Origin of the sequence: Marilutibacter chinensis (genome assembly GCF_021725675.1) — a bacterium.
Classification (GTDB): domain Bacteria; phylum Pseudomonadota; class Gammaproteobacteria; order Xanthomonadales; family Xanthomonadaceae; genus Marilutibacter; species Marilutibacter chinensis.
In genome coordinates this window covers 261,696-287,255 of the sequence record NZ_JAKJPO010000001.1, presented here as the reverse complement: position 1 = coordinate 287,255, position 25,560 = coordinate 261,696, and the positions used below count along the sequence as shown (strand labels likewise).

Sequence of the window (25,560 nt, the reverse complement as noted above, 5' to 3'; positions counted from 1 at the left end):
GGGCTGCCATGGACACGACCATGAAGATCGGAGAACTGTCGCGTCGCACCGGGATCGGCATCGACACCGTGCGTTACTACGAACGCCAGGGGCTGCTGCGTCCCGCCAGCCGGATGGCCTCCGGATACCGCCTGTTCGATGAGGACGACGTCGCACGACTGCAGTTCGTCCGTCGCGCAAAGGGGCTGGGATTCACCCTGGAGGAGATCCGGGAACTGCTGGCGCTGTCGGACCATCGCGAGGACGACATGGCCTCGCTGAACGCGGTGGCCTCCGCCAAACTCGTCGACGTGGAACGCCGCCTGGCCGAACTCGAGCGGATGCGCGACGGTCTGCGGAGTCTGATCGACGCCTGCCCGGGCCATGGTGCGATGACGCGCTGCCCGATCCTCAACGCACTGGTGGAGGATGCAGCATGAGCGCACGCGAACACGCCGGCCGGCATGGCGAAGAAGGACGACATCCCGACCAAGGACAGTGCCGCGATGGCGGTCAGGCCCCTCGCGATGATCATGGCCACGTGCAGGGCACGGGGCAGGGCGGTTGCTGCGAATCGGACAAGGCCTGTCACGGCTCCGACGACGACACGGGCGGGGTGGTCGATCCGGTCTGCGGCATGACCGTGGACCCGGAGACCAGCGCGCACCGTCACGTGCACGACGGCCAGATCCATCATTTCTGTTCCGCTCGCTGCCGGGAGAAGTTCGCCGCCGATCCGCAGCGCTGGCTGTCACCCGATCCGGCGCCCGCGCAGCAGGCGCCGGCGGGCACGATCTACACCTGTCCGATGCATCCGGAGATCCGCCAGGAGGGGCCGGGCACGTGCCCCAAGTGCGGGATGGCACTGGAGCCGGAGATGCCCAGCCTGGAAGAGGACGACGATCCGGAGCTGCGCGATTTCGCCCGGCGATTCTGGTGGACGCTGCCACTGACGGTCGTCGTGCTGGTACTGGCGATGTTCGGCAACCGTGCGCCGGCCTTGTCGGTGATGGCGCGCACCTGGCTGGAGCTGGCGCTGAGCGCACCGGTGGTGCTCTGGGCCGGCTGGCCATTCTTCGAACGCTGGCTGCAGTCGATCCGGAACCGCAGCCCGAACATGTGGACCCTGATCGGCACCGGCGTCGGTGCCGCCTTCGGCTACAGCGTCGTCGCGACCGTCGCCCCGGACCTGTTTCCGGCTTCGTTCCACGAGCACGGCAGGGTCGGCGTCTATTTCGAGGCCGCCGCGGTGATCGTCTCGCTGACCCTGCTGGGCCAGCTGCTGGAACTGCGTGCGCGTTCGAAGACCTCGGCGGCGATCAGGGCCCTGCTCGGGCTTGCGCCGAAGACCGCACGCAGGATCCACGACGACGGCAGCGAGGAGGACATCCCGCTCGAGCACGTCCATGTCGGTCATCGCCTGCGGGTGCGCCCGGGCGAGAAGGTGCCTGTCGACGGCACCGTGCTGGAGGGCCGCTCCAGCGTCGACGAATCGATGCTCACCGGCGAGCCGATCCCGGTCGAGAAGCATGCCGGCGATCTCCTGATCGGCGCGACCCTCAACGGCACCGGCAGTCTGGTGATGCGTGCCGACCAGGTCGGGAGCGGCACCGTGCTGGCCCGGATCATCCAGCTGGTCGCCCAGGCGCAGCGTTCGCGCGCACCAATGCAGCGGATGGCCGACAAGGTCGCATACTGGTTCGTGCTGGCGGTGCTGGCGGTCGCGGTGACGACCTTCCTCGCCTGGGGCCTGGCCGGCCCGGAGCCGTCCTGGACCTACGCCGTGCTCAACGCGGTTTCGGTGCTGATCATTGCGTGCCCCTGTGCGCTGGGGCTCGCGACGCCGATGTCGATCATGGTCGCAACCGGTCGCGCGGCCAACGCCGGCGTGCTGTTCAGGGATGCCGAGGCGATCGAACGGTTCCGCACGATCGACACGCTGGTCGTCGACAAGACCGGCACCCTGACCGAGGGGCGGCCAGCGTTCCACGATGCGCTGGGAATCAATGGTACCGAAGCCGATGAGGTGCTGCGGATCGCCGCCAGCCTCGACCAGGGAAGCGAGCATCCGCTGGCGGAAGCGATCGTCGGAGAAGCCCGCAGCCGTTCGCTCGCACTGGAGCCGGCGGAGGACTTCGAGTCCGTCACCGGAACCGGTGTGCGCGGCACGGTCGGGGGCAGGGCGGTCGTGCTGGGTAACAATCGCTTGATGGCCGAATCGGGCGTCGCCACGGACGCGCTGACCGATGCGGCCGAACGGATGCGAGGCGAGGGTGCGAGCGTGATGTTCCTGGCCGTCGATGGAAGGTTGTCCGGTCTGGTCGCGGTCGCCGACCCGATCAAGGAATCCTCCGCGCCGGCGCTGGCGGCGCTGCGCGAGACGGGCATCGACGTCGTGATGGCGACCGGCGACGGCCGGACCACAGCGCGTGCGGTGGCGCGGAAACTGGGTATCGACAGCTTCCACGGTGAAGTACGGCCGGAGGACAAGGCTGAGCTCGTGGCACGGCTGCAGGCGAAGGGTCACCGCGTGGCGATGGCCGGCGACGGTATCAACGACGCGCCGGCGCTGGCCGCTGCCGACATCGGCATCGCAATGGGCACCGGCACCGACGTGGCGATGTCGAGCGCCCAGGTCACCCTGGTCAAGGGCGATCTGCGCGGCATCCTGCGCGCTCGCGAGCTGTCCGGGGCCACTGTGCGCAACATGAAGCAGAATCTCGGGTTCGCCTTCGTCTACAACGGCATCGGCGTACCGATCGCCGCCGGCGTGCTGTATCCGCTGACCGGGCTGCTGCTGAGCCCGATGCTGGCTGCACTGGCGATGAGCCTGTCGTCGGTGTCGGTGATCGCCAACGCGCTCAGGCTTCGCGGCGCGAGAAGCTGACGTACCGGATTCTGCCCTTGCTCTTGGCCGCGGCGCTGTGCAATGGACGCTCGCCGCGGTCGGGACCGTGATGGCCGGCTTTTGCCTTCACTCCTGCAGCGCTACCATCCGTGAGCTACGTCACAAACATGGAGCTGTTTATGCGATGGATGCTTACGGTGGGCTTGCTGATGCTGACGTTTCCGGTCGCCGCCCAGCAGGTGCACAAGTGCGTTTCACACGACGGCAGCGTGAGTTACCAGAGCGCGCCATGTCCAGCGACCTCCAGGCAGGAGCGATCGTGGGATGCCAAGCCCGAACCGCCACCCACGCATGAAGAGACACGATTGCGCGAGCAACGGCGCAGGCACAGCGAGGCAGACTCGCTTTATCTCTCGCGACTGGCGGGATCGCGCCGATCCTCGTCGTACGCACAGGGCGCGGCGATCTCTTCATCGGCAAGATCGAACCGCCGCCGATGCGAACAGACCAAGCGGAGGCGAGACGCAGCCTACGAGAGGCTCGGCCTGAATCGCACCTTCGACCAGTCCAGTTCCTGGGACGAGGCCGTCCGGGAGGCATGCCGGTAACGGCGTGCCTTTGTCAGTCCGACTTTTACATAATATGCATTATGCGAAGTTATCCGTAGGCTGCTACGGTCACTCCGCCTCGGAAATTTCCTACCCGCCCTCGCGGCGTAGTCCGATCCCACAGCATCCCGGGGGCCTATACGGTCCCCGGTCCGTTTCAGGGGACGGACACCATGATCGAGCTGGAAAGGCCGCCATGCTGGCAGCCAGGCGGCGAATGCCCGAACAACTGTGCGGCCCAGCTGCACCGCCGGGTCATCTACAACCATACGCCGCTCCATGGACCGTGGAGCGGCTGGCGCATGGCCGGCGCCCGGCTGGTGTCGCCCTCGGGCGACTGGATCTCGCCGAACCTATTGGACCGTTGGCTATACAGGCACGGCCGCATGTTCTCGGACTAAGATTGCCGCGACAGGACACCACGGGGGAAACGATGGAACGTCGATTCAAGCCGCTGCGTGATCGCGGCATCACGGTATGGGTCAGTCTCGCCCTGGGCGTCGGCGGGATCATTGTCACGGTGCTGGGCATCTTCGAATGGACGAAGCGCAGCGCCGAGCAAGAGCAGCGCGCCGAGGCCGCAGAGCTATACGCGAAGCGGACAACGCAGGCCAATATCGCGCTGGAGAACGCCCGGCTTCGCAGAGAGCTGCATGACCTTAAGCGTCAGCAGCAGATAGACAACCTTCGCCGCGCCCGTGAAGCCGCACAACAGAACGATGTGCGACCCGAGAACGACAGTAGCTCAAAGTGCATCGGTGGACGCAAGTTCCAGAAGACGGGGAATGAGTGGCGCGAGGTCGGGCGCTGCTGAAAAGCGGTCATCAGGGAGCGGCCGGGGTGATGTCCCTTTCGCCGATGTCGCCATAGCCGGTCATCTGCGGCGCACTGATCACTGTTGACGAGAGAGCCGGAGCGGCCGCTGTGGCGGCCATAGCCGTAGGGGGCATGCCCCCTACACCCCCGGCCGGCGCGGACGGCTGGGTCTGCCTGTACGGGTTGTAGACAGGCCCTTGGCGGGCAACACGGCGGCACTCGGGTTCGCTGATCTCGTAACGCGTGCCCTGCTCGCTCAAGCACGTGCAGGACGGCTCACGGTGCTGGCCCGTAGCATCGACACCGCCGAGTGCGGACATGCACACCAACTGAGGATCCGTGACCGGCTGGCGTTGGTCAAAAATTGGCGCTGTCCAGGGCATCGTTGCGAAGCGTGGGAGATGAGCTTCCGCGTAGTCCGTTGGCGTCTCGAAGGTGCGGAGGTCGGCGGCACCCGCCGCCCCGTCCGCTCCGCGGCGGGCAGCGGTCGCCGCCTCCTCAGTGGTGGTGGTGGGCACCGGCTGCGTGTATTCGGCGATCTTCATGTTGAAGTACCACTTGACCGCCAACAGCACGACCGCGAGAAACGCAAACGCGACGAGCAGCCAGCGCAGCCACATCGGCATGGATCGCTTCGTCGTGACCAGCGTAGTGCTGGTGTAGTAGTCGAAGACGTATTTGGGCCTGATCCAGTCAATGACATCGTTGCACGCACCTTGCGTGTTCCCCTGATACTGCGTCCATCGCTTGAGCTTGGTCTTGGACTTGAACACGCTGGTCTGACGGACGTGGACGTGTTCTTCGTACAGGCCGCGCAGAAACGGGTCGAGCTGCAACCCTTGTTGAGCAACGAGGATGAAATCGAAACCACGATGACGGTGGCGAGCCATCGCTTCAACATGCGATGGCACCTTGGCGCCGGGATTCCGATTCGGGAAAACGGTGTAGCACTCATCGAGCAGCACGACCGATCCATCCGGAAGTTGCTCCCACTGGGTCGGATCGTCGAGGTACGTGAAGCCGGCCTTTTCGTAATCGAGGTCTTTGACGCCATGCGCGTAGACCGCGCGCCCTTCCTTCTTGAACTGGAACGCCTTGTCCAGCGCGTAAGCGGTCTTGCCGTGGCCGGGTTGTCCGGTGACGAGATAGAGGCCCATTAGCTGCTGCTCAACTTGGAGAGGAACGCGCGTTGCGCGACGCCGGCAGCGACCGCCGACAGGATCATCGTCACGGCCAGTCCAAAGCCGGTCGCATCGACGTAGGCGTAGATGACCGCCGGCAAGGCACCCATCTTGGCCTGTATGAAGGCCTTCAACTGAGGCATGGCAACCTCGTGCACGGCCAAGGTAATGCCGAACGCCAGCAGAATCCGCCCGATGATGCCGGGCAGGTACTGTCGTAAGGCTTGAATCAGCATGGCGACGAGCGCGCCGATGATCGCAGGCATATCAGCGGCCTCCCTTCGCGAGGATGTAGCAGGACGTGACCGCAGCCACCAACACGACAATGGCTTTAATCATGTTGATCCAGTTGCAGAACATCGGCGGCGGCGAGGCAAGGAACGACGCGAAGCCACCAGAGAGCTGACCGCCGGACGCCGTCATGATCGCGGCGCAGCTACCGCCACCACCGAGGCCAGACTGGTCGAGGTCGTCAGTGGTCAGTGCGACGGTGGTGAGTCCAGGCGCATCATCGGGCGTAGCACCCTGCCCCGGGTCTTGGCTCATGCCATCGACTTTCGTCCAACCGGGTTGGCCACCATCGCCCGTTCCACCCTCACGCGCGAGCAACTCCTGCAGGCTGCATGCGGTGCGCCACTGCTGAAGAAGCGACGCGTACTCGAGTGCGTCGCACTTGTCGCCTGTGCAGATGGGAACCGCACCACAAGTGCCGCCGCTGACGTCACGGTTGCGACGCGTATTGCAATCGATCCGCCACTGTATGCGAGCCTGACCACACATGATCGGATCACCGGAACAAGAAGGCGGCGTGTTGCAGTTGTCGCCGCCGGAGAACGAGTTCTTGTCAGAATCGTTGTCGGGGTTGTCGTCTTCGTCGTCCGCCTCACCGTCGCCGTCTTCGTCTTTGCCACAGGTGCCATCGGCGCGACGCGCTTCACCGGCCGCGCATTGGCCGTCACCGGGCAAACAATTGCCCTCCGGACTCTTGACCTCGCCGGGCGGGCAGGTGTTCTTTTGCGGCTTGCACTGGCCGAACTCGTCCAGCGATTGCCCTTCCGGGCAGCTCGGGCGGCATTCACCACTCGCCGGATCTCTTGTTTCGTTGCCTTCGCACTCTGCCGGAGGCGGCACGCATGCGTTGGCGTACGCGTTGTAGACGTATCCAGCGGCAAGCAAGGCGGGATCGCACCTGTAGGGCTCCTGACACGTATTCGAGTAAACGTCGTACTTGCCGGTATAAGTACCATCACCGTTTCCAAACCACGACACCGTGCAGCCACCGCGACACGAAACGGTGCCGCTGCGGAAGGTTGAATATGCGCCGCAAAGACCGGCGGGGCATGAACTCGTCTCGTCAGGCTTGGATGCGCAATCCTGCCGACAGGTCATCGTCGCCGGATCGTAGACAGTGCCGGGAGTCGAACAATTTGTAAGGTAGTAGCGAATCTGGCTGTGAAAGATGCTGCCACCCTGAAACGCACACTTGCTCACCCGTGCAAAATTGCTGCTCTCGACAACCTCGGTCTTGCACACAACGGCATCGGGGTAACCGTTGTGTGTTGCCGCTTCCGCAGCCGCTGTAGCCGCCGCTATCGCAGCTGGAATGTCGGCACAGCCCGTATCGGGATTGTCACTCGGAAGCGGCGAACACGTACCCGGCCCCGCCTCAGCGCGGCCCGTGCCGAACACTGCAGCAAGCGCGGCGATGATCAGCCACGCGACCACACGCTTAGCGACGTAAATGCGAACGCCACTCAGTCGTCCAGAGCGATCCATAGACCCCCCAGCAGTCCGAGCAAGACGAAATAGCCTGTGTACTCCATGACGATGCTCCCGGTGGAAAGGAAAGGGCGGGTTGCCCCGCCCTGACCTGCATACACAACGCCAGCGGCTTAACCGCCCGCTGCGCGGCCCGACTTCTTGATCAACACGACGATGCCGGTGAGCGTCAGAACGCCGGCACCGATGAGCATCAGCTCGGCCGAGTCCAGGCCGGCGGTGATCGCATCGGCGAGTGCACCGGCATTCGCAGCGCCAGCAGCGACGGCAGCAGCGCCGCCGGCGACGATGGCCTTGGCGCGGGTGGTGAAGGTCTTGTTCTGCATGGTGGGTTCTCTCTTTGGTGGTTGAGGGTTACCCGCTCCGAGCTGCCCGGCCGGACAGCTTGATCATGTAGCCGATCCCCCAACACGAGCCGATGGCCGCGAAGATGAGAAGGGCTTCACCAACATCCATCGGAGGCGGAAAGGTGGATGCCGGCCCGTAGAATGGCGACACGCACTCGCCTGTTGCGGCGTCGAAGTCCGAGGCTTTGCAGTGCAGAACGAGGTACGCGGTTTCTTCCACGGGTGAACTCCGTCAGGCCGCCCGCCGCAAGCGACGGTCGGCCGGTTGATCAGGTAGCCTTGGCAGCCTTGGAATTGCCGCCGACGGGCAGCAGCTTGATTCCCTTGAGGCGGAGGTTTCCGCGTTCATCGAGCTGGTAACTCACCGGATCGATGGTGTACTCGCCGGGCGGGTACTCATGACCCAGTTCGACATGCACGCCGAACGGCAAAGGGAAGTCGCCGCCGTTGAAAATCGCGGCGTTCTGCCAGCCATAGCGGCGGCCCTTGAACTCGCTGGGGCGGTTGGTGTTGGTGGACTGGATGACAACGCGGACGTGCATGTTCATGAGATGACCTCGCATAGGATCAGTGCCCCGCCGATGAAGAGAACGCGATACGGGCTGGCGAGGAACTCGCCCGTCGCGCGGTTGACGTAGCCGCCTTTGATGCGGCCCACGTCGGTAATTTCAGTCCATCGGTCACGAAGCCAACCGGGCAGCTTCCACCAGCGCAGTTCGATACGGCTATCAATCGACAAGCCACCGAAACCGGAAAGACGCGCTCCGCGTGGAAGCGTGCGGAGGTCGTAGTCATCGCCCTTGCTGGCGTACTTGGCTAAGTAGCCGACCGCATTGCGCGCCCACTCGATACGGGTCATGCCGTACTTCCACCAGCCCTGTTTGTCGGGCTTGGGCAGCGTGCGGCCTTTGGGAAGCCAGACGAGAACGTGATAGTGCGGACGGCCGCGCTTGGTCAGCTCGAGAACCCACGTGTACCGAGCAACGAAGCCACTGCGCGATGCGTACTGGCGCAAGCACTTCAAAAGCTCGGTGACCTGCTTCGCGACCCATCGTTCATCGTCGCGATACGTCAACGTCAGCATGGCCCAGCGGCCACGGAAACCACCGCGCTGGGCCTCTTCAACATGGAGCCGCGCGGAAGTGATCACGTTCTGTTTCATCTTGCCGAGGCGCTTACGCCGTTGCTCATCGGCAGTGATCACCTTCGACGGACGAACCTCCGCGCTCGGCTCGGAGTTCTGCCGCTTCGCGGCGTTCGTAAGAGCCGCGAGGCGAGCAAGGTTCGTGTCACTTGTTCCTATATGGACAAGCCCAGCGGCTACGCCGCCCGGAAGATCAAAACCGCCGCCGTCAGCCGCCATGCCGGAGCGCCTCCCTGTCGCACGCTACGGCGATGTCACGCCACTCCCGGGCTTCGGCCGGGGCCGGGTCGTAAAGGTCGAGCTGTGCGCCCGACAGAAAGCGGGAGGCGCGGGCGCTGGCTTCCTCGTAGCGATCCCACGCGATGTCGGCCATGACCTGGCTGATGTGCTGGGCGCTCATGCCTCGATGCCCTCCCCTGCCCGCTTGCGCTTGAGCAGCGCGGCGTGTTGCTTGGCCCACAGGAGGAGCGCGGCGGCGCGGTACTCGGAATCGGCCCGCCGACGAATGCGATGCTCGCGATAGCTCTGGACCCCGACGCTCACTTCCGCCGCGAGGATTCCCAGCAGGACGCAGCTCACGAAGAAAGCCGATACGAACTCGATGCCGTCCATGTCACTCCCCTGACGCGATGGCCGGGGGCTCGACGGCGCTCCTAGGGGGAGTTCGGGTCGCCGGGGCCTGCCCCCGGCGGGTGGCCATGTTCGCCAATTAGCGAACAGGGCCGATGTAAGCTGAAAGGCGAACAGGTGTCAACACAGAGGCGAACATGAGCACCACTGCGACACTACTTGACAAAGCGAAGAAAAGGCGCTCCTACCCGTCAGATATGGCTCTGGCGGCTGCTGTGGGCGTCTCGAGGTCGATCGTCAGCGAATGGCGAAAAGGAACCAAGTTCCCCTCCGAGGACCACGTGTGCGCGCTTGCCCGGATGGCTGGGGAGGACGCAGCCCCGTGGCTGGTCCTCACACAGGCCGAAAAATCGACTGGTCCGGCGCACCGGGCGTGGCTGGATCTGGCGCGCCAGCTCGGGGCGGCGGCGGCGCTCGCGGTCGTCGCCCTGATGGTGTTCCCTGCCCCGGCTAAGGCGAAGGTGCCGGCGAACCTGAACGGCAACACGTCCTATGCATTATGCGAAGTGTTTGCAGGTGGCTGCGGTCGCTCCGCCTCGGAAACTTCCGACCCGCGAACAACCGCCGAACCTACCTGCAGAATAGCCGACGGGGCCACAATCGCTTCGACGATTGCGGCCCCGCGGGTTCGAGCGTGTGTTTGAACAACTAGTGGATAGCTGATCTCATTCGCAATCCAGCGCCTGCGTCGTGGCATCCGGATCGCCGGGCTTGAACGGCCCGTAGCGCCTGACGTAGTCGCGGGCGTGCTGCCCCACCACGCCTCTGGCCTCGGACACCGGGATCGCCTCGATGGTCACTGGACACGGTACGTCCATTTCGGCACCGCTCTTCAACCGGTTCATGTTGTTGCCGATGAATGCAGGAGGGTTGCCGCGGTACAGCGCCACCATCCGTTGTTCCTGAACACCGGTGCTCATACGGCTTGCAATTCCGCTCACCGAGTCGCCCTGCACCACGGTGTAGCTGGCACACTCCGTGACCGGCCTGGGCGCAGGCCGGGCTCTGCACATGCCCCTCTCCCCCGTCGAGGACGGCTCCGTTGAGGTCGGTGCCACTGGGGCTGGCTGAGCGGCCCCCACACTCGCGCCCGCGCCGGTCGGAGCGAGGGCAGCAGGTGCGGGATCGGCCCCCTGCTCCATGCTCGAAGGATCGGCAGGTGTGACTGCCACTGCCGGATCGAGATCAGGATCGGATGCCACCGGAGTCGGTGCCGGACGCGCCGCGGCGGTCGCCGGGACGCCGCCCCAGCTCGTGCGCATGCCGATCCCGATCGTGTTGCCTCGATCGTCGCCCCCCAGATCGCTGCGGAGCTCGACGAAGGCACGTGTCGCCGGTGAGAAGTCATAGGCCAGGCCGATGCCGGCGTTCCAGCGATTGCGCTCGGGCGAATAGCCGACCGTGGAGAACCCGGGAACCGGCGCCGCCGCAAAGTGGTTCACCGTACGCGGACGGCCGTCATTGAGGTCATGCAGGTAACGCAGGTCGAAGGTCGGCGACAGTCGGCCACCACCGGACCTGTCGAACGCGCCGGCCAGGCGCACGCCTGCGCCGGCGGTGATGGTCTCGTAGTCGGCCGACTCGACCCGCAGGTTGGCATCGTCAGCTCCCCGTTCGGTGAAGCCGTCGAGATTCACGTTGTGATAGTACGCACCGATCAAAGGTTCGATCCGCCACGATCCGCGGTCGAATCGCAGACCGCTTTCGACCATCGCATACAGGCCGTCGCTGTCGAAGTCCGAACGCGCTGTACGCTCGAACGTGCCGACCTCGACGGTGCGCCGGCCTTCGTGGCTCTGCCGGCTCAGGCCCGCCGCGCCCTGTATCCACCAGTTCGTCGGCGCATAGGCGAAGTGCGCGCCGAGATTGACGTTGTCGCTGTCGATGTTGTCGCCGCGGCGGTCGATGTCCTGTTCCGAGCGCGAGAGACCCAGATGGCCGCCCCACAGGAAAGCCTCGCTGGCCTGGTAGTCCACGCCGACGGCAAGACCGCTGAGCTGGTTGTCGATCGCGGCCAGCTGATCACTTTCGAAATCGGCATTGCCGCCGTAGGCCGTGGCCCAAGCGGTAACCGCGCCAGCGCCGCGGGCCTCGTCACGGCCGCTGTCGAGCTGCTGGCCGACGGTACGGTGCAGGCGCTCGGCGCCGAAGCGCGAAGCGCTGAGCACCGAGGCGTAGCTCTCGCCGGTCAGGGTGTCGAACATCCGAGGTGCCTGGTCCGCGGTCACGCCACGTGCGGCCGACAGCAGGTCCTCGAGCTCGCCTTGGTCGCGATCGGCGATCGCCTGCATCGCATCGGCCACGGACTGCTGGTTGCTGGAAAGCCCCGGGAACTGGTTGAAGTTCGCCTGCGCCAAGCGCAGGTAAATGTCGTTGCCTCGGGTCACCAGGCTGGCATGCAGGAACGGCAACAGGTCTTGGGTGACGCTGTCGAATGCGCCGCCCAGGCTACCGGTGGTGAGGATCCGGTACTCGGTGCTGGCCGCATAGGTACCCGCCTGCGGCAAGGCCACTACCTGTCCGCCGTTCAGGGTCGCGTTGCCGGCAACGGTGATCGAATCTGTCGCGCCGCTGCCATCCTGGCGGAACTGAAGGGTCGAACCCGCGCCCGTGGTCAGGCCGCCCACACTGAGCGACGCGCCCGGCGTCCCGCTGCCGCCGGCCGCACCAGTGGCGCCATCCAGGCCGCTCGGTGCGAGGGTGCCCAGCAGCAACAGGTCTCCCTGCAGCGCGCCATCGCCGACCAGCCCGGCGCCCGAGGCCACCGTGGCGGTGCCGCCCCAGGTGCCATCGAGAACCAGGGTGCCTTCGTTGATCTGCGTGTCCAGGAAATCGACGGTGCTGTTCTCGGCCGCGACGAGGGTACCGCCACCCGCCAGGTCCAGCGTCTCGAACCCGACGAACGCGTCGGCTGGCAACGTCGCTTCGCCATCACCCGTCAACGCAAGCTGGTCGCTGCCGTCTTGCGCGTCAATGGTGCCGGTGACCCCTTCCAGGCTTGCAAGGCTTGCGTTGAGAATGTCGTTGCCACCACCTAGATTGACCGTGCCGGCCACGTCTCCGGCCACGGTCAATACATCGTTTCCGCCACCGAAGTTGGCGGTGCTGCCCACCGCACTAGTCAGCGAAGTGTCGACCGGGCCGGACACGTTGAGGGTGCCCCCGTTCACCGCCAGCGTGCCGGTGAAGCCGCTCATGTCGCCGTCCAGCGTCAGCGCGCCGCTATCGGTCTTGGCCAGCGTGCCCGTGGTTCCCTGCAGGTCGCCGCTGAGGACGAGATCGTTCGCACCACCCACTGTGAGGGTGGTGTCGGGATCGATCGCGACCGTGTTGCCAATATCGATACCGTCGCTGGCCGCGGTCAGACTGGCGTCGTTACCCACGCTGAGCCTGCCGCTGCCCAACGCGGTGTTGCTGCCGACGCTGAGGGTGCCGCCCAGCAGGTCGACGCCGCCGCTGAAGCTGTTGCTGCCGGTCAGGCCCAGCGTGCCGGTGCCATCGAAGCCCAGTCCGCCGGCCCCGCTGATGCCACCGGACAGGCTCAGGTCGTTGCTCCCGCCGATGCCCAGTGTGCTGCCGCCGGCCAGGGTAAGCGCGTTGCCGAGGTCGAGCCCGTCGACCGAGGTCGCCAGCGTCGCATCGCCGAGCACATCCAGCGTGCCCGTGCCCAGCGCGGTGTCGCTGCCCAGTTCCAGCGTGCCGCTGGACAGGTCGACGCCGCCGCTGAAGCTGTTGCTGCCGGTCAGGCCCAGCGTGCCGGTGCCATCGAAGCCCAGCCCGCCGGCCCCGCTGATACCGCCGGCCAGGGTCAGGTCGTTGCTCCCGCCGATGCCCAGTGTGCTGCCGCCGGCCAGGGTAAGCGCGTTGCCGAGGTCGAGCCCGTCGACCGAGGTCGCCAGCGTCGCATCGCCGAGCACATCCAGCGTGCCCGTGCCCAGCGCGGTGTCGCTGCCCAGTTCCAGCGTGCCGCTGGACAGGTCGACGCCGCCGCTGAAGCTGTTGCTGCCGGTCAGGCCCAGCGTGCCGGTGCCATCGAAGCCCAGTCCGCCGGCCCCGCTGATGCCACCGGACAGGGTCAGGTCGTTGCTCCCGCCAATGCCCAGTGTGCTGCCGCCGGCCAGGGTAAGCGCGTTGCCGAGGTCGAGTCCGTCGACCGAGGTCGCCAGCGTCGCATCGCCGAGCACATCCAGCGTGCCTGTGCCCAGCGCGGTGTCGCTGCCCAGTTCCAGCGTGCCGCTGGACAGGTCGACGCCGCCGCTGAAGCTGTTGCTGCCGCTCAATGCCAATATGCCGTCGCCGACCTTGGCCAATGACCCGGTACCGTCAATGGTTCCGCTGAAGGCGTCGTCCAGGCCCAGCCCCCCCAACGTAAGGGTATTGCCGCCCAGTTGGATCGCGCCGCTACCTTCCAACTGGCCGATCGAGGCATCGAAGCCGGCCAGGTCGAACGTCCCCGCGTCGCCGATATCCAGCGTCGCGGAACCCAGCAGGTTGCCGAAGTCGGCATCGCCGACCGCGAGGGTACCGAAGCCGGCCGAGAACGTGACATCGGAGCCGAGGGTCGAACCGGCGCCGGTCAATGCCACCGTTCCGGTATTGGTCGTCGTGCCGATATTGAGGGTCGCGCCGTCGCCGATGTCGAGACCGCCGCCCAAGGTCGCGTTGAAGCCACCGCCGGCGGACAGGGTTGCATTGGTGCCGGCAGCGAGGTTCAGGCCGTTCGCGAACACGCCGTCGGCGACCAGCATCAAGCCGGTGTTGGCGCCCAGCGTGACGTCACCGGTACCAAGTGCGGAGGTGTGGCCGGCCACGACGCCGCCGTGATTGATCGTCAGGCCACCGGTGAAGCCGTTGTCGCCGGACAGCACCAGCGTGCCTCCATCGGTCTTGACCAGCCCGCCGGTACCGTTGATCTGTACCGCGATCTCGCCGGTCGCGTTGGGATCGACACGGATGATCGTCGTGGCGTTGTCGGTGTTGAGCACGCCGCCGGTGCCGGCGACGATCGAGTAGCCATCGGTACCGATCTGCAGGCCGCCGAAGTCGACCGCACCCTCGACGGTGACAGTACCGGCCGCGCCCTGGAACACCGCGAACCCGCCGACCCAGTCGCCATTGAAACCGCCGTTGACATTGGTCCAATTGTTGCCGGAACTGGCATTCCAGATGCCGCTGCCACCTCCCACGCTGCCGTCCGGCGCGGTTCCTGCGCCGTCCCAGAACTGCAGCGGCGCGTCGCCGTCGACCACCAGATTGACCTGGTTGGCCACACCCGTCTGCAGCTCGACATCGTCCAGGGTGAACCAGGTCGGCAGGGTGCCGATGTCCATGCCCTGGTCGGTCAGCGTACCGGTGTAGTCGATCAGGCGGTAGGCGCCGGGACCGAAGCCGCCGATGTCGGAGACGTTGAGGGTGCCGTCGAGGGTCAGGTCGCCGTTGACGACGATCAGGTCATTGGTGTTGCCGCCGACCACGCCGGACACGCCGAGGTCGTAATCCAGCACCGCGCCACCGCCCATGAACAGCGAACCGACGGTCAGCGTGCCCGCGGTACCGACGCTGCCGGGGGTGAGCGTGCCGTTCAGAGTCACGTCGCCGAGACTGCCGGTACCGGCCAGCGTGGCACCGGCCCCGATGTCCGCCCCGGCCGCCAGCGATCCATCGACCGAAAGCGTGCCGCCCGTGACCGTGGCGGGCCCGGTGAAGGTGCTGCTGCCGGTCAACGACAGCGTACCGTCGCCCGTCTTGGTGAAGCCGAAACCACCGCTGAGGCTGCCGCCCAACGTGCCGATGCCGGCGGTCACGTCGATGCTGCCGTCGCCCCCCAGAACCACGTCGTTGTCGATCGCGATGCCACCGCCAAGCCCAAGCGTGGTATCCGCGCCGAGCGTGATGCCGCCACTGCCGAACGCAAGGTCATCGAGCGCCAGCACCGTGCCCGAATCGATGGCGACGCCACCGGTAAAGCCATTGGCACCGCCCAGCGTCCAGGTGCCGCTGCCGTTGAAGGCCAGGCCACCATCGCCATTGATGCTCCCGCTTATGCTGCCGCCGTTGGCACCGCCGATCCCAAGCGTGGTGCCGGCGCCCAGATTGAACGCATTGCCGATATCCAGGCCGCCGATACCCGCCTGCAACGATGCATTGCCGCTGACGTCCAGTGCGCCCGTACCCAGCGCGGTACCGCTGCCCAGGCTGAGCGTGCCGCTGCCTAGAGTGAAGCCGCCGCTGAAGCTGTTGCCCCCGTTGAGGCCCAGCGTGCCGCTGCCGTCGAAGGCCAGACCGCCGGTGCCGCCAATCGCACCCGAGAGGTTCAGATCGTTGGCCCCGCCCAGGTTCAGGGTCGCTGCACCTCCCAGGTCGATTGCGTTACCCAGGTCCAGGCCCGCCAGGCCGGCCTCGAGGTTGGCATTGCCGCTCACCGTCAGCAGGCCCGTGCCCAGCGCCGCATTGTGGCCGAGGTTCAAGGTGCCGGCGCCGAGATTGAAGCCGCCACTGAACGTGTTGGCGCCGCCCAGGCTCAACGTGTTCGGGCCGCTGTAGCTCAGCCCGCCGGTGCCACCGATCGTTCCCGACAGGCTCAGGTCGCCGACGCCGCCGAGGTTCAGTGTCGCGGCGCCGCCGAGGTCGATAGCATTACCCAGGTTCAACCCGGCCAGACCGGCATTGAGGTCGGCGTTGCCGCCGACCGAGAGCAGCCCGCTACCCAGTGCAGTCGCACTGCCGAGGTTCAACGTGCCGCTACCGAGTCCGAAGCCGCCGCTGAAGCTGTTGGCCCCGTTGAGCGTCAGCGCTCCCGGCCCGCTGAAGGCCAGGCCGCCACTGCCATCGATGTTGCCACTGATCGAGAAGTCGAGCGATCCATCCAGTCCCAGTGTGGCGCCAGCGCCCAGGTTGAGCGCATTGCCGATGTCCAGTCCGCCCACGCTGACACCCAATGTGGCGTCGCCGGACACGCCCAGCGCGCCGGTGCCGAGCCCGCTTGCATGCCCCAGGCGCAAGCCGCCCGCGCCGAGATCGATGCCACCGCTGAAGGTGTTGGCGCCGGACAGGGTCAGTGTGCCCGCGCCAAGCTTGGCCAGGCCGCCGGTGCCGCCGATGATGCCGCTGAAGTTGCCGTCGAGCCCCAGCCCGCCGATCGAGAGCAGGTTGCCGCCTAGGTCGATCCCGCCGGCGCCGGTCAGGTTGCCGAGCGAGGCATCGAAGCCGTTGAGTCCCAACGAGCCGCCCGCGCCGATGTTCAGCGTGCCGTTGCCCAGCAGCGCGGCCGATGCCGCGTCGCCAAACAGCAGGCTGCCGAAGTCGGCCGACACCGTGGTCCCTGTGCCCAGCGATCCGCCGCCGAACAGGGTCAGCGTGCCGTTGTTGGTCGCGGTGCCAATGCCTAGGGTTGACCCCGCACCGAGGTTGAGTCCACCGCCCCAGCCCGCGGCGAGGCCGCCGCCGACCGACAGCGTGCCACCCAGCCCGGCGTCAACACCGAGTGCGTTGCCGAACGTGCCGTTCACGCCCAGGATCAGCTCGCCGCCGCCCAGACTCACGCCGCCGGTGCCGAACGCGCCCAGGTTGCCGGCCCGCACACGGCCGCCGCTGAGCGTGAATCCGCCGGTGAAGGTATTGGCACCGTTCAAGGTCAGCAGGCTCGGGCCGCCGTAGCTCAGGCTGCCGTCGCCGCTGACGATGCCACTCAGGCTCCAGTCAAAATCGCCACCCAGCGCGAGATTCGCGCCGGCGCCAAGGCTGACGTCGTTGCCCAGGTCGAAACCGGCGAAGCCGGGCCCCAGCGTGGCGTTGCCCGCGATGTCGAGCAGGCCGCTGCCGAGGGCATTGGCATTGCCCAACTGCAAGGTGCCACTGGCGAGGTTGAAACTGCCGCCCCACAGCGAGTTGTCGCCGTTCAGGCTGAGTACGCCGGTTCCGTTCATGGTCAGGCCGCCGGTACCGCTGAGGTTGCCCGCCAGGCCCAGGTTGTTGGTGCCACCGAGCGAAAGGTCGGCATTGAGGATCAGCGCATTGCCCAAGGTGACGTCGGCACTCGATGCGAGTGTGGCCGCACCGCTTACCGTCAATGCGCCGGTGCCGAGAGCCAGATCATGACCGACGTTGAGGGTGCCGCTGCCCAGGTTGAGGCCACCGGTGAAGGTGCTGGCCCCTGACAGCGACAGCGTGCCGGTGCCGTTCCAGTTCAGCCCGCCGCTGCCGCCGATGATGCCGCCGAAGTTCGAGTCCAGCCCGGTCGCACCCAGCGACAGGAAGCCGCTGCCGAGCTCCAGACTGCCTGACCCGGTCAACCTCCCGAGCGAAGTGTTGATGCCGTTGAGGTTGAACGCCCCTGCTCCGCCGATGTTGAGATTCGCGCCGCCGAGCAGGCCGCCGTTGAACCCTGCCCCCAGTCCGACCGTGCCGAAATCGGCCGACAGGTTCGCGCCCGCGCCGATCACGGAGCCGGCACCCCAGTCGAGGATCAGTCCGCCGGTCGCGGCCCCGCTGCCGAAGCCCAGCGACGCGCCGGCGCCGAGGTTGAAGTCCCCACCCAGGGTCGCGTTGATGCCGTTCGCCGCCGACAGGTTCGCGCTGAGTCCGCCTGCCAGGTTGAAGGCGTTGCCGAACGTCCCGTTTGCGCCCAGCGTCAATGCGCTGCCGCCACCAAGACCGACAGCGCCGATGCCCAGCGCGCTGGTGTGGCCGGCGAAGACATTGCCGCTGTTGATCGCCATGCCACCACTGAAGGTGTTCGCGCCCGACAGCGACAGTGTGCCGGCGCCGTTCCAGTTCAACCCGCCAGTGCCGCCGATCACGCCACCGAAGCTCGAGTCCAGCCCGGTCGCGCCAAGCGACAGGAAGCCGCTGCCCAGCCCCAGGTTGCCCGTGCCGGTCAGCCGCCCGAGCGTGGTATTGATACCATTGAGGTTGAACGCGCCCGCGCCGCCGATGTTGAGGTTCGCGCCGCCGAGCAGGCCGCCGTTGAATCCTGCCCCCAGTCCAACCGTGCCGAAATCGGCCGACAGGTTCGCGCCCGTACCGATCACGGAACCGGCGCCCCAGTCGAGAATCAGGCCGCCGGTCGCGGCCCCACCGCCGAAGTTCAACGATGCGCCGCTGTCCAGATTCACATCGCCGCTCAGGGTCGCGTTGAAGCCCGTCGCTGCCGACAGGGTCGCGTTGGCTCCACCCGCCAGGTTGAGGGCATTGCCGAACGACCCGTTCGCGCCTAGTGTCAGCGCACTGCCTGCGCCGAAGTTGATCGCGCCCGTACCCAGTGCGCTTGTGTTCCCGGCAAACACACTGCCGGAATTGATGGTCACGCCGCCAGTGAACGTATTGGCGCCCGACAGCGAAAGCGTGCCGGTGCCGTCCCAAGCCACACCACCCCCGCCGGTAATGACGCCGCTGAAGGTCGAATTTAGTCCGGTCGCGCCGAGCGACAGTGTGTTGGTACCCAGGTTGACCGAACCCGCGCCTGCCAGGGATCCAAAGCTCATCGAGCCGGAGGTCAGGCCGCTCATGTCGAGCGAACCGCCGGCGTTGAGCGTGAGCTGGGCGTCGCCGCCCGTGCTTGAGCCCGAGAACGCGATGACACCACCGCTATTAACGTCGATCGTCGCGTTGCCGGCCGTACTTAGGCCATCGAAATCGAGGTTCCCGCCAACCGTCAGGTTGGCATTGCCGGCCGTGCTTGAACCCCCGAAGCTCAGACTGCCGCCGAGTGTGACGTCGATGTTGGCGTCGCCGGCCGTGCTTGAGCCAAGGAAGCTGGCGCTGCCGCCGCTGGCCACGCCAATCGTCGCGGTGCCTGCCGTGGCCGTGCCATCGAAGCCGAGGTTGCCGTTGAGGCCGACATTGAGCTGGGAGTTTGCCGCCGTCGTACCGGCGCCGTTGAAGTTGAGGGTTCCGGTACCCGTCGCGCCGCCTACATTGAAGACTGGCACGAAAACCGAGTTGTTGACGATGCCAGTCCCTGTCACGTTGAGGGTGGCACCGGTAAGCGCGCCTCCCACGTTGAAGGTATGCGCCGCGTTGACGAAAGCATCAAACTGGATCGTCCCGATCGAGTTGTTCGAGCCGTCGTCAAAGGAAATGGTGCGTGGAAGCAAGAACGAGTTACCGAAAGTCGCTGTTCCGGTCGGGACCGTCCCGCCTGACCAGTTCACTCCGCTGTTCCAGGAGCCTGCAGCAGGCCCGTTCCAGGTAGCGTCCTGTGCGGCTGCGGCAGGACTGACCAGTTGCAGTGCTGCCACCAGCGGCAATGCCAGCGCGATGCTTCGGCTGAGCGGATGGACGCGGATACGGCGCTTGCCACGTTGTTTGCGTGCGGCTTTCAACATGATCCATCCTCCATGAACTTGGGCGGCTACAACTCAAACGTCCCCTCGCAAACCGGCACATGCCGGCCCGCAGTGTGTAAGCGAGGACGGAAGAAGGAGTCCGCGATTCGCGGATCAATGTTCGGGCGGCACGGGCTGAATCTGTGATTTACGTCACATTGCCCTGCCATCTAGAAGACAAGATGGCCGTACGCCCCCAAACTGTCGCTACCTCCTCGCTGAACGGGGGCAGATTTGATATTTCCAGATCAAGGCGAAGTGAAAACAAGGATTTACATGATGTACGAAACCAATGACTTCAGGAATATCGACACGCGCTGGTCCTGAGTTATCGGCATTGGAACTCTGCCATGTCATCGATTCCGGACCGCATTGCAGCATGAATCTCTAACCCGTTATCAGTGCTCACCCCCCAAGCCAAGGACAAGGAGCTCCGGCGATACCCATGGCGACGTTATCCGACCGAATCCGCCGCGCCAGGATGATGGCGAAACTCTCACAACAAACATTGGCGGACACTGTAGGTGTCCAGCGAAGTGCGGTGGCTCAGTGGGAACGGGCTAACGGCAGCTACCCGTCCATGCATCACTTGATTCGGATCGCGATCACGACCCAGGTCTGCCTGGAATGGTTGGGAACTGGCCGCGGCCCGATCCATCCAACCGGAGACGACTGGATACCGGCCATAAATACCTCGGACTACGTCCATGACGATATTGAGGCCAAGTGCCTTGCAGCGCTTCGTCGGATACCGGTCAGGATCCGCGAGCAGATTGTCGGAATAATTGGGCTGGTCGCAGAAAACTATCCTGATGCGTAACCGGGTACCGCCTCCGGGTGCGTCGCGCCTGCAGCGTGGTCAAGCAGAGTCGTTTGACGAGGACGTCAAGGCTACGCTGTCGGCAGGCCTCGAATACCGGAGGATCGAGGTTATCACCTGACGCTCTACCTTATGTGCCTTGCTGCAATTCGGCGCACGTGGGAAAGAATCCCAGATGGCATTCCATCGCCGTCCACGCCGTCATCCAGTTCGCGCAGCATTAGATAGACAGGAAAGTCAGTATGTGACTCGAATCGATCGGCTTCAGCTCTCGTCATTACCACATCGCCGGGCTTCTCACGATACACCCACAGATCACCCCCGCAGGGCTTTCTTTTCCTTCCGCAACCTTTCTTTAGCTCCATGTAGCGCCCCGCCTCATGCTTGGAATCAATCATATTCGAAACTCTCATTGATAGTCCCATGCCCGACAGAACCCCTTGCTTGCTGCAAGCAATATTTCTCAAGCAAACGCTCAATTTTGATCTTGTTATAATTCCTCTTATGTTGTAGAAGAAAGCTGCAAGGATCACCTCTTCATCATGCTTGTCCATCAGCACTCTGTGCGCCATCTGCCCGGAGTGATCGACCAACTTCATTATCGAGTTCATATCCTCTATGGAATAAAGGTGAGTTCTTGAGTTGTAGACTTCGTACTGCGCCATGACTCGCTCAAAGATAGCCCACGATTCTAATCGACTAGATTTTGGTGCGGTCATCTCTACCACATTCATGACGGACTCCTTGTCTTATGCCTTATGCTCGGCGGTCGTTGTGATTGCGCATGATTCCAGTCTCGCCAGACTTTCTTCTGTTCTCTGCCTTGAGTTCCTGGTTAAAGGGAGAGAAAGACTCCTTTTCTTCCCTCCGCTTCTGGCCGCCTCACGGCTGGCTCAGGCTCGGCTTCCATAGTTTCTTCGCCTGCTTGGCGAGCTGCATAGGGGCTCTCGCTCGCCCAGTTACATGCACACGACAGGGATGTGTGCATGTTGAGGTTCTCAATAGGCTAGTAGTTCCGGGGAAGGTGCACTCGCTAGTGAGCAGAAACTTGTAGTGGCGTTTGTATCGTTGTGATCCATGCGCTCCCAGTATCACGATAGGCTTGGGAGGAGTCACCCCTTGAGCCTTCCTTTTGCTGCTATTAGTTTCAACAGGGGTTTTCCCCTACCCTTATGCAGGATAATCATTCAGTGCGGCCAACCGTCCGATTATCGGTCTAAGACACCAACCCAACTGGTGTCGTGAGGCCGCACCCATCGGGTCTTGCACCTGCGATAACGGCCCCCAATCAACTGCCGCATCGACATCTGCTACTGGGCAGGAGCGTACCTATGACCAGCAGCATTCCGGCGCTGCCGCAGGCCAAGCTGGTGTTCGCTTTCAGCGGGACCGGCATGGACTCGCTGGCGCCGGGATGGCAACTTTTCTTGCCATCCATGCATGTCCTGCGGCAGACATCGTCGCTTCACCATTCCACGGTACGGAACGGAGACGCAGGCAGGCCTTCGCGATTGGTGAGATTGGCGCCTTCCGGGTTGTCCCGCCAGGCGTAGCGGACCGCAGCCGGTGTGCTCACATGAGTGCTCCACACCTCCACCGTGTCGTCGACGATGCGCGCCTGCGCCGGATGGAAGATGCGGTCGGTCCCGGCGACCTCGAAACCACTCACCGCATCGCCTCCGTCTCGCACTGCCAATGCGCTGCCCTGCAGGTCGAAGTGCAGCACCGCGCGACTGCCCCGGGTCGACATCGATCGATACATCGGACCGGCATATGTCAGTTCCTCGCCGTAGGCCACGTGCCGTGCGGCCAGTGCCAGGCGGTGGCCGACGGTGCGCTTGTCGCGCGGGTGGATGTCGTGAGCGTCGCCGACATCGATGATCACCGCCTGCGCGGTGGCCGGGAGCGCCAGCGTCGCCGTCTGCGATTCACGCAGCACCGCCCAGGGGCTCTGCACGTTGCCGAGCGCATCGGTGGTATCGCCTGCGGATATCCAGCTGGTCAACTGGGCCCACAGGAACGGCAGTTCCGGTGCATTCCACTCCGCGCGCCAGCCGCGGATCATCGCGGCGAACAGGTCTCGGTAGCGACGGTCGCCGCCGGGATAGGCGTTCGCCTCCCCCTGGTACCAGATGACCCCGCACAAGGGGTACGGTTGCAGCGGATGGATCATCGCGTTGTACAGCAGCGTTTCGATCTGGTTCTTGTCGCCCTGCACCGCTACGCTGACTTCGACGGTACGGAACTTCCATTCGCCCGCGAGCGACCGCTGCGACCCACCGGCTGGCCGCAGATAGACCTGGTCCACACTGCCGGCGATGCCGCCATTGCCGCCGAGGTCGGTTACCTTCACCGCGATGGTGTTCGACCCGGGACGCAGCGCTTCCGCCGGTACCACGTACCTGCGCGGCACGTTCCAACTCTGCTCCATGCCACCGACCCGGCGCCCGTTGACCCAGACGCTGTCGGAATCGTCGATCTGGCCGACGCCGAGTTCCAGGTCGCCTTCTGCCTCGCGCGCGCTCAGCTGGAAGGTCGTGCGATACCAGGCCACGCCATCCATCCCGGCGTAGCCCCGCGACTCCCAGGACGCCGGCACGCGGAGGTCGGCCCAGTCGGACTCGTCCAATCCGGTCGCCGCCCAGTCCGCGTCCCGCATGGCAGGTGGAGTGTCGCTCCAGCGGGCTATCATCGCCCGGGTCTTCGCCTCCGCCTCGTCGTAGACCACACGCTTCTGTCGTATCTTCTCGGCCACCGTGGCGACATCGATGCCGAGCATGTCCAGGCCCATCCAGGCCTCGATCGCGCTGCCGCCCCAGGTGCTGTTGATGATGCCGATCGGTACGCCGGTAGCCTCGCGGACCTCCCGGGCGAAATGGTAGGCAACGGCGGAGAACTCGCCTGCGGTTTGCGGCGAAGCCGCGATCCAGGCGCCGCCGGCCAGACGTGCTTCCGGTTTCTCTGACCAGGATATGGGGACCTTGAAATGCCGGATCATGGGATCGTCGGCATGCGCGATCTCGACTTCGGCGCCGTCCGTCTGCAGCAGCGGCCATTCCATGTTCGACTGGCCCGAGGCAAGCCACACGTCGCCGACCAGCACATCACGAACGCGCACGGTGCCGCCACCGCGCTCCTGCACGACCAGTTCGTAGGGCCCGCCCGCGGCGTGCGCAGGCAGCTCCACCCGCCATTCTCCGGCGGCGGTGGCTGCGGTCTCGACGCGATGGCCGTCGAATTCCACCGCGATCCCGGCTCCCGGCTTCGCCCTGCCCCACACCGGCAGCGGCCGGTCGCGCTGCAGCACCGCGCCGTCCGAGAACAACAGCGGCAGTTCGACGGCGTGGGCGGACAGCAACGGGACCAGGGCGATGAACGTCAGGGTCGCGAGGATCCTGACCAAACCGACTCGACTCATTTCGTTCTCCTGCGGCACGGCATCGCCGCGTTGCGTGAAGCCTGCTTGTCGTGCTGCCATCCCGCGGCCATGGCGCCACGCGAACGGCGGTGATGTCGCGCCAGCCGATCACCTGCTGGAAGGCTCATCGCGGCAGATCCACGACGACGATGGACTTTGCCGGCAGCTCGAGCGTCAATGCCTCACCCTCCCCCCCAGCGCTGTACGGCGTCGGCACAAGCACGTCCGGCCGTGCGAACGTGTTGTGCGCATCGATCGCGTCGGCTGTCAGGATCCGGCCCTGCACGGCGCCGCTGAGGTTGGTCCGTACCCGCGCGGATCGCCGCGGATCCAGGTTGGCGAGCGCCAACACCACGCGGCCGTCGGCCGTGCGCGCCACCGATGCGTCCACGGCCGGCAGCTCGATGTCGCCCTCCCGCCAGCGCGGGGTCTCCAGTGTCGCCTTCAACGGAGTCGCGCCGCGGAACGGCTTGTACATGTCGAACACGTGATAGGTCGGCGTGAGCGCCATGCGCGGGCCGTCCGTCAGCGCCATGGCCTGCAGCACGTTGACCATCTGCGCGATGTTGGCCATCTTCACCCGTTCCGTGTGGCGGTGGAACGCGTTGAACGACACCGCGGCCACCAAGGCATCGCGCAGCGTGTTCTGCTGCTGCAGGAAGCCGGGATTGCTGCCCGGTGCGGGGTCGTGCCAGGTCCCCCACTCGTCGACGTAGAGCGCGATGCGCTTGTCCGGGTCGTACTTGTCCATGATGCCGGACACTGCAACGATGCGCTCTTCGATGCCCAGTGCGGACTCCAACCCCTTCGCCCAGCGATCGAGGCCGAATCCGGTGGCCGGACCCTTGTCCTCCCATTCTCCGGCGATGGTGTAGTAGTGCAGTGTGAACGCGTCCATGTGGGCGCCGGACCGTTCCATCAGCACCTCGACCAGATGGTCGTCGCGCTGGCCGTCTCCCGATGCCACCCGCAGCGTGTCGTGCAGATAGGTCGCGTAGCGGTTGTGCAGGTCGGCCTGGTATTCGGGACGCATGTTGCCGCCGCAGCCCCAGCTTTCGTTGCCGACGCCCACGTACTTCACCCGCCAGGGACGCTCGCGGCCATTGCGGCGACGCTCCTTTGCGAGCGTGGAATCGCTGTCCGAGGTCATGTACTCCAGCCACCGGCTGGTATCCATCGGCGACATCGAACCCATGTTGGCCGCAATGTAGGCTTCGCTGTCGAGCAGCTCGACCAGATCCATGAACTCGTGCGTGCCAACGCGATTGGACTCGGGCACCCTGCCCCACCACCTGTTCAGACGTACCGGCCGTTTCGCCGGATCGCCGATGCCGTCGCGCCAGTCGTAATCGTCGGCGAAGCAGCCACCGGGCCAGCGGATCACCGGCACCTCGATCCGGCGCAATGCCTCGATGACGTCGTTGCGCCAGCCGCGGGTGTTCGGGATCTCCGATTCCGGCCCCACCCACAGTCCGCCATAGACGCCGGTACCGAGGTGTTCGACGAAGTGGCCATAGATCTCCGGCTCGATGCGCGGGCCGGCGACCTCCTTCGCCACCGTCAGATGCGCTTCGACAGGTTCGGCGGCAATCGCCGGAATGCATGCGGAGAACGCCAGCATCGCGGCGCATAGCAGATGTCTCATTTTCATCTTCTGTTCCATGG

Annotated in this window: 19 protein-coding genes; 6 read left to right on the top strand and 13 right to left on the bottom strand. The window is 65.3% G+C overall.

Annotated elements, in window-relative coordinates:
- Positions 1-20 precede the first annotated feature (20 nt).
- The 4 genes from L3V18_RS01170 to L3V18_RS01160 all read left to right on the top strand — a co-directional run bounded on the left by L3V18_RS01170 (position 21) and on the right by L3V18_RS01160 (position 4,249).
- Positions 21-419 carry a heavy metal-responsive transcriptional regulator gene (locus L3V18_RS01170; protein WP_237052792.1) on the top strand — a complete coding sequence of 133 codons (399 nt, stop codon included), beginning with the start codon at positions 21-23 and terminating at the stop codon, positions 417-419.
- Entirely contained in the window at positions 416-2,866 is a 2,451-nt protein-coding gene (locus tag L3V18_RS01165; RefSeq protein ID WP_255783561.1) for a heavy metal translocating P-type ATPase, read from the top strand. Before L3V18_RS01170 ends, L3V18_RS01165 begins: the two co-directional genes overlap by 4 nt.
- Before the next feature lie 128 nt (positions 2,867-2,994).
- A complete protein-coding gene (locus L3V18_RS19370) occupies positions 2,995-3,435 on the top strand; it encodes a DUF4124 domain-containing protein (RefSeq protein ID WP_425493466.1) in 441 nt (146 codons plus the stop codon).
- Positions 3,436-3,868: 433 nt separating this feature from the next.
- Complete coding sequence (locus L3V18_RS01160; RefSeq protein WP_237052791.1) at positions 3,869-4,249, top strand: hypothetical protein; 381 nt, start codon at positions 3,869-3,871, stop codon at positions 4,247-4,249.
- 10 nt (positions 4,250-4,259) lie between these two features.
- Here L3V18_RS01160 and L3V18_RS01155 read toward each other — a convergent pair whose 3' ends face one another.
- From L3V18_RS01155 to L3V18_RS01115, 9 genes are all read right to left on the bottom strand, one after another.
- Positions 4,260-5,408 carry a zonular occludens toxin domain-containing protein gene (locus L3V18_RS01155; RefSeq protein WP_237052790.1) on the bottom strand — a complete coding sequence of 383 codons (1,149 nt, stop codon included), beginning with the start codon at positions 5,406-5,408 and terminating at the stop codon, positions 4,260-4,262.
- A complete protein-coding gene (locus L3V18_RS01150) occupies positions 5,408-5,698 on the bottom strand; it encodes a DUF2523 family protein (RefSeq protein WP_237052789.1) in 291 nt (96 codons plus the stop codon). Before L3V18_RS01150 ends, L3V18_RS01155 begins: the two co-directional genes overlap by 1 nt.
- Position 5,699: 1 nt before the next feature.
- Positions 5,700-7,208 carry a hypothetical protein gene (locus L3V18_RS01145; RefSeq protein WP_237052788.1) on the bottom strand — a complete coding sequence of 503 codons (1,509 nt, stop codon included), beginning with the start codon at positions 7,206-7,208 and terminating at the stop codon, positions 5,700-5,702.
- 116 nt (positions 7,209-7,324) lie between these two features.
- Positions 7,325-7,537, bottom strand: a complete 213-nt coding sequence (locus L3V18_RS01140; RefSeq protein WP_237052787.1) for a hypothetical protein — start codon at positions 7,535-7,537, stop codon at positions 7,325-7,327.
- A gap of 28 nt (positions 7,538-7,565) precedes the next feature.
- Positions 7,566-7,778, bottom strand: coding sequence for a hypothetical protein (locus tag L3V18_RS01135; RefSeq protein WP_237052786.1), 213 nt, complete (start codon positions 7,776-7,778; stop codon positions 7,566-7,568).
- Positions 7,779-7,827: 49 nt separating this feature from the next.
- The gene (locus tag L3V18_RS01130) at positions 7,828-8,106 is read right to left on the bottom strand and encodes a G5P family DNA-binding protein (RefSeq protein WP_237052785.1); all 279 of its coding nucleotides are present in this window, start codon (positions 8,104-8,106) and stop codon (positions 7,828-7,830) included.
- Positions 8,103-8,921, bottom strand: a complete 819-nt coding sequence (locus tag L3V18_RS01125; RefSeq protein ID WP_237052784.1) for a rolling circle replication-associated protein — start codon at positions 8,919-8,921, stop codon at positions 8,103-8,105. The genes L3V18_RS01130 and L3V18_RS01125 overlap by 4 nt, the downstream gene beginning before the upstream one ends.
- Entirely contained in the window at positions 8,911-9,102 is a 192-nt protein-coding gene (locus L3V18_RS01120) for a hypothetical protein (RefSeq protein WP_237052783.1), read from the bottom strand. The genes L3V18_RS01125 and L3V18_RS01120 overlap by 11 nt, the downstream gene beginning before the upstream one ends.
- Positions 9,099-9,314, bottom strand: a complete 216-nt coding sequence (locus L3V18_RS01115) for a hypothetical protein (protein WP_237052782.1) — start codon at positions 9,312-9,314, stop codon at positions 9,099-9,101. The genes L3V18_RS01120 and L3V18_RS01115 overlap by 4 nt, the downstream gene beginning before the upstream one ends.
- Before the next feature lie 155 nt (positions 9,315-9,469).
- Here L3V18_RS01115 and L3V18_RS01110 point away from each other — a divergent pair, with 155 nt between their 5' ends.
- Positions 9,470-9,976, top strand: coding sequence for a hypothetical protein (locus L3V18_RS01110; RefSeq protein ID WP_237052781.1), 507 nt, complete (start codon positions 9,470-9,472; stop codon positions 9,974-9,976).
- A gap of 21 nt (positions 9,977-9,997) precedes the next feature.
- On the opposite strand, the gene L3V18_RS01105 is transcribed toward L3V18_RS01110, so the two are convergent.
- On the bottom strand, positions 9,998-19,426 hold the full coding sequence (locus L3V18_RS01105) for a FimV/HubP family polar landmark protein (protein WP_237052780.1): 9,429 nt from the start codon (positions 19,424-19,426) through the stop codon (positions 9,998-10,000).
- Between the two features lie 676 nt (positions 19,427-20,102).
- On the opposite strand from L3V18_RS01105, the gene L3V18_RS01100 reads away from it, so the two are divergent.
- Positions 20,103-20,477, top strand: a complete 375-nt coding sequence (locus L3V18_RS01100) for a helix-turn-helix transcriptional regulator (RefSeq protein ID WP_237052779.1) — start codon at positions 20,103-20,105, stop codon at positions 20,475-20,477.
- 125 nt (positions 20,478-20,602) lie between these two features.
- Here the strand turns inward: L3V18_RS01100 and L3V18_RS01095 are convergent, their stop codons facing one another.
- The 3 genes from L3V18_RS01095 to L3V18_RS01085 all read right to left on the bottom strand — a co-directional run bounded on the left by L3V18_RS01095 (position 20,603) and on the right by L3V18_RS01085 (position 25,546).
- Positions 20,603-21,211: a hypothetical protein gene (locus L3V18_RS01095; protein WP_237052778.1), complete on the bottom strand. Its 609-nt coding sequence runs from the start codon at positions 21,209-21,211 to the stop codon at positions 20,603-20,605.
- 731 nt (positions 21,212-21,942) lie between these two features.
- Complete coding sequence (locus L3V18_RS01090) at positions 21,943-23,895, bottom strand: sialate O-acetylesterase (protein WP_237052777.1); 1,953 nt, start codon at positions 23,893-23,895, stop codon at positions 21,943-21,945.
- A 124-nt stretch (positions 23,896-24,019) separates the two neighbouring features.
- A complete protein-coding gene (locus tag L3V18_RS01085; protein ID WP_237052776.1) occupies positions 24,020-25,546 on the bottom strand; it encodes an alpha-N-arabinofuranosidase in 1,527 nt (508 codons plus the stop codon).
- Between the last annotated feature and the right edge of the window lie 14 nt (positions 25,547-25,560).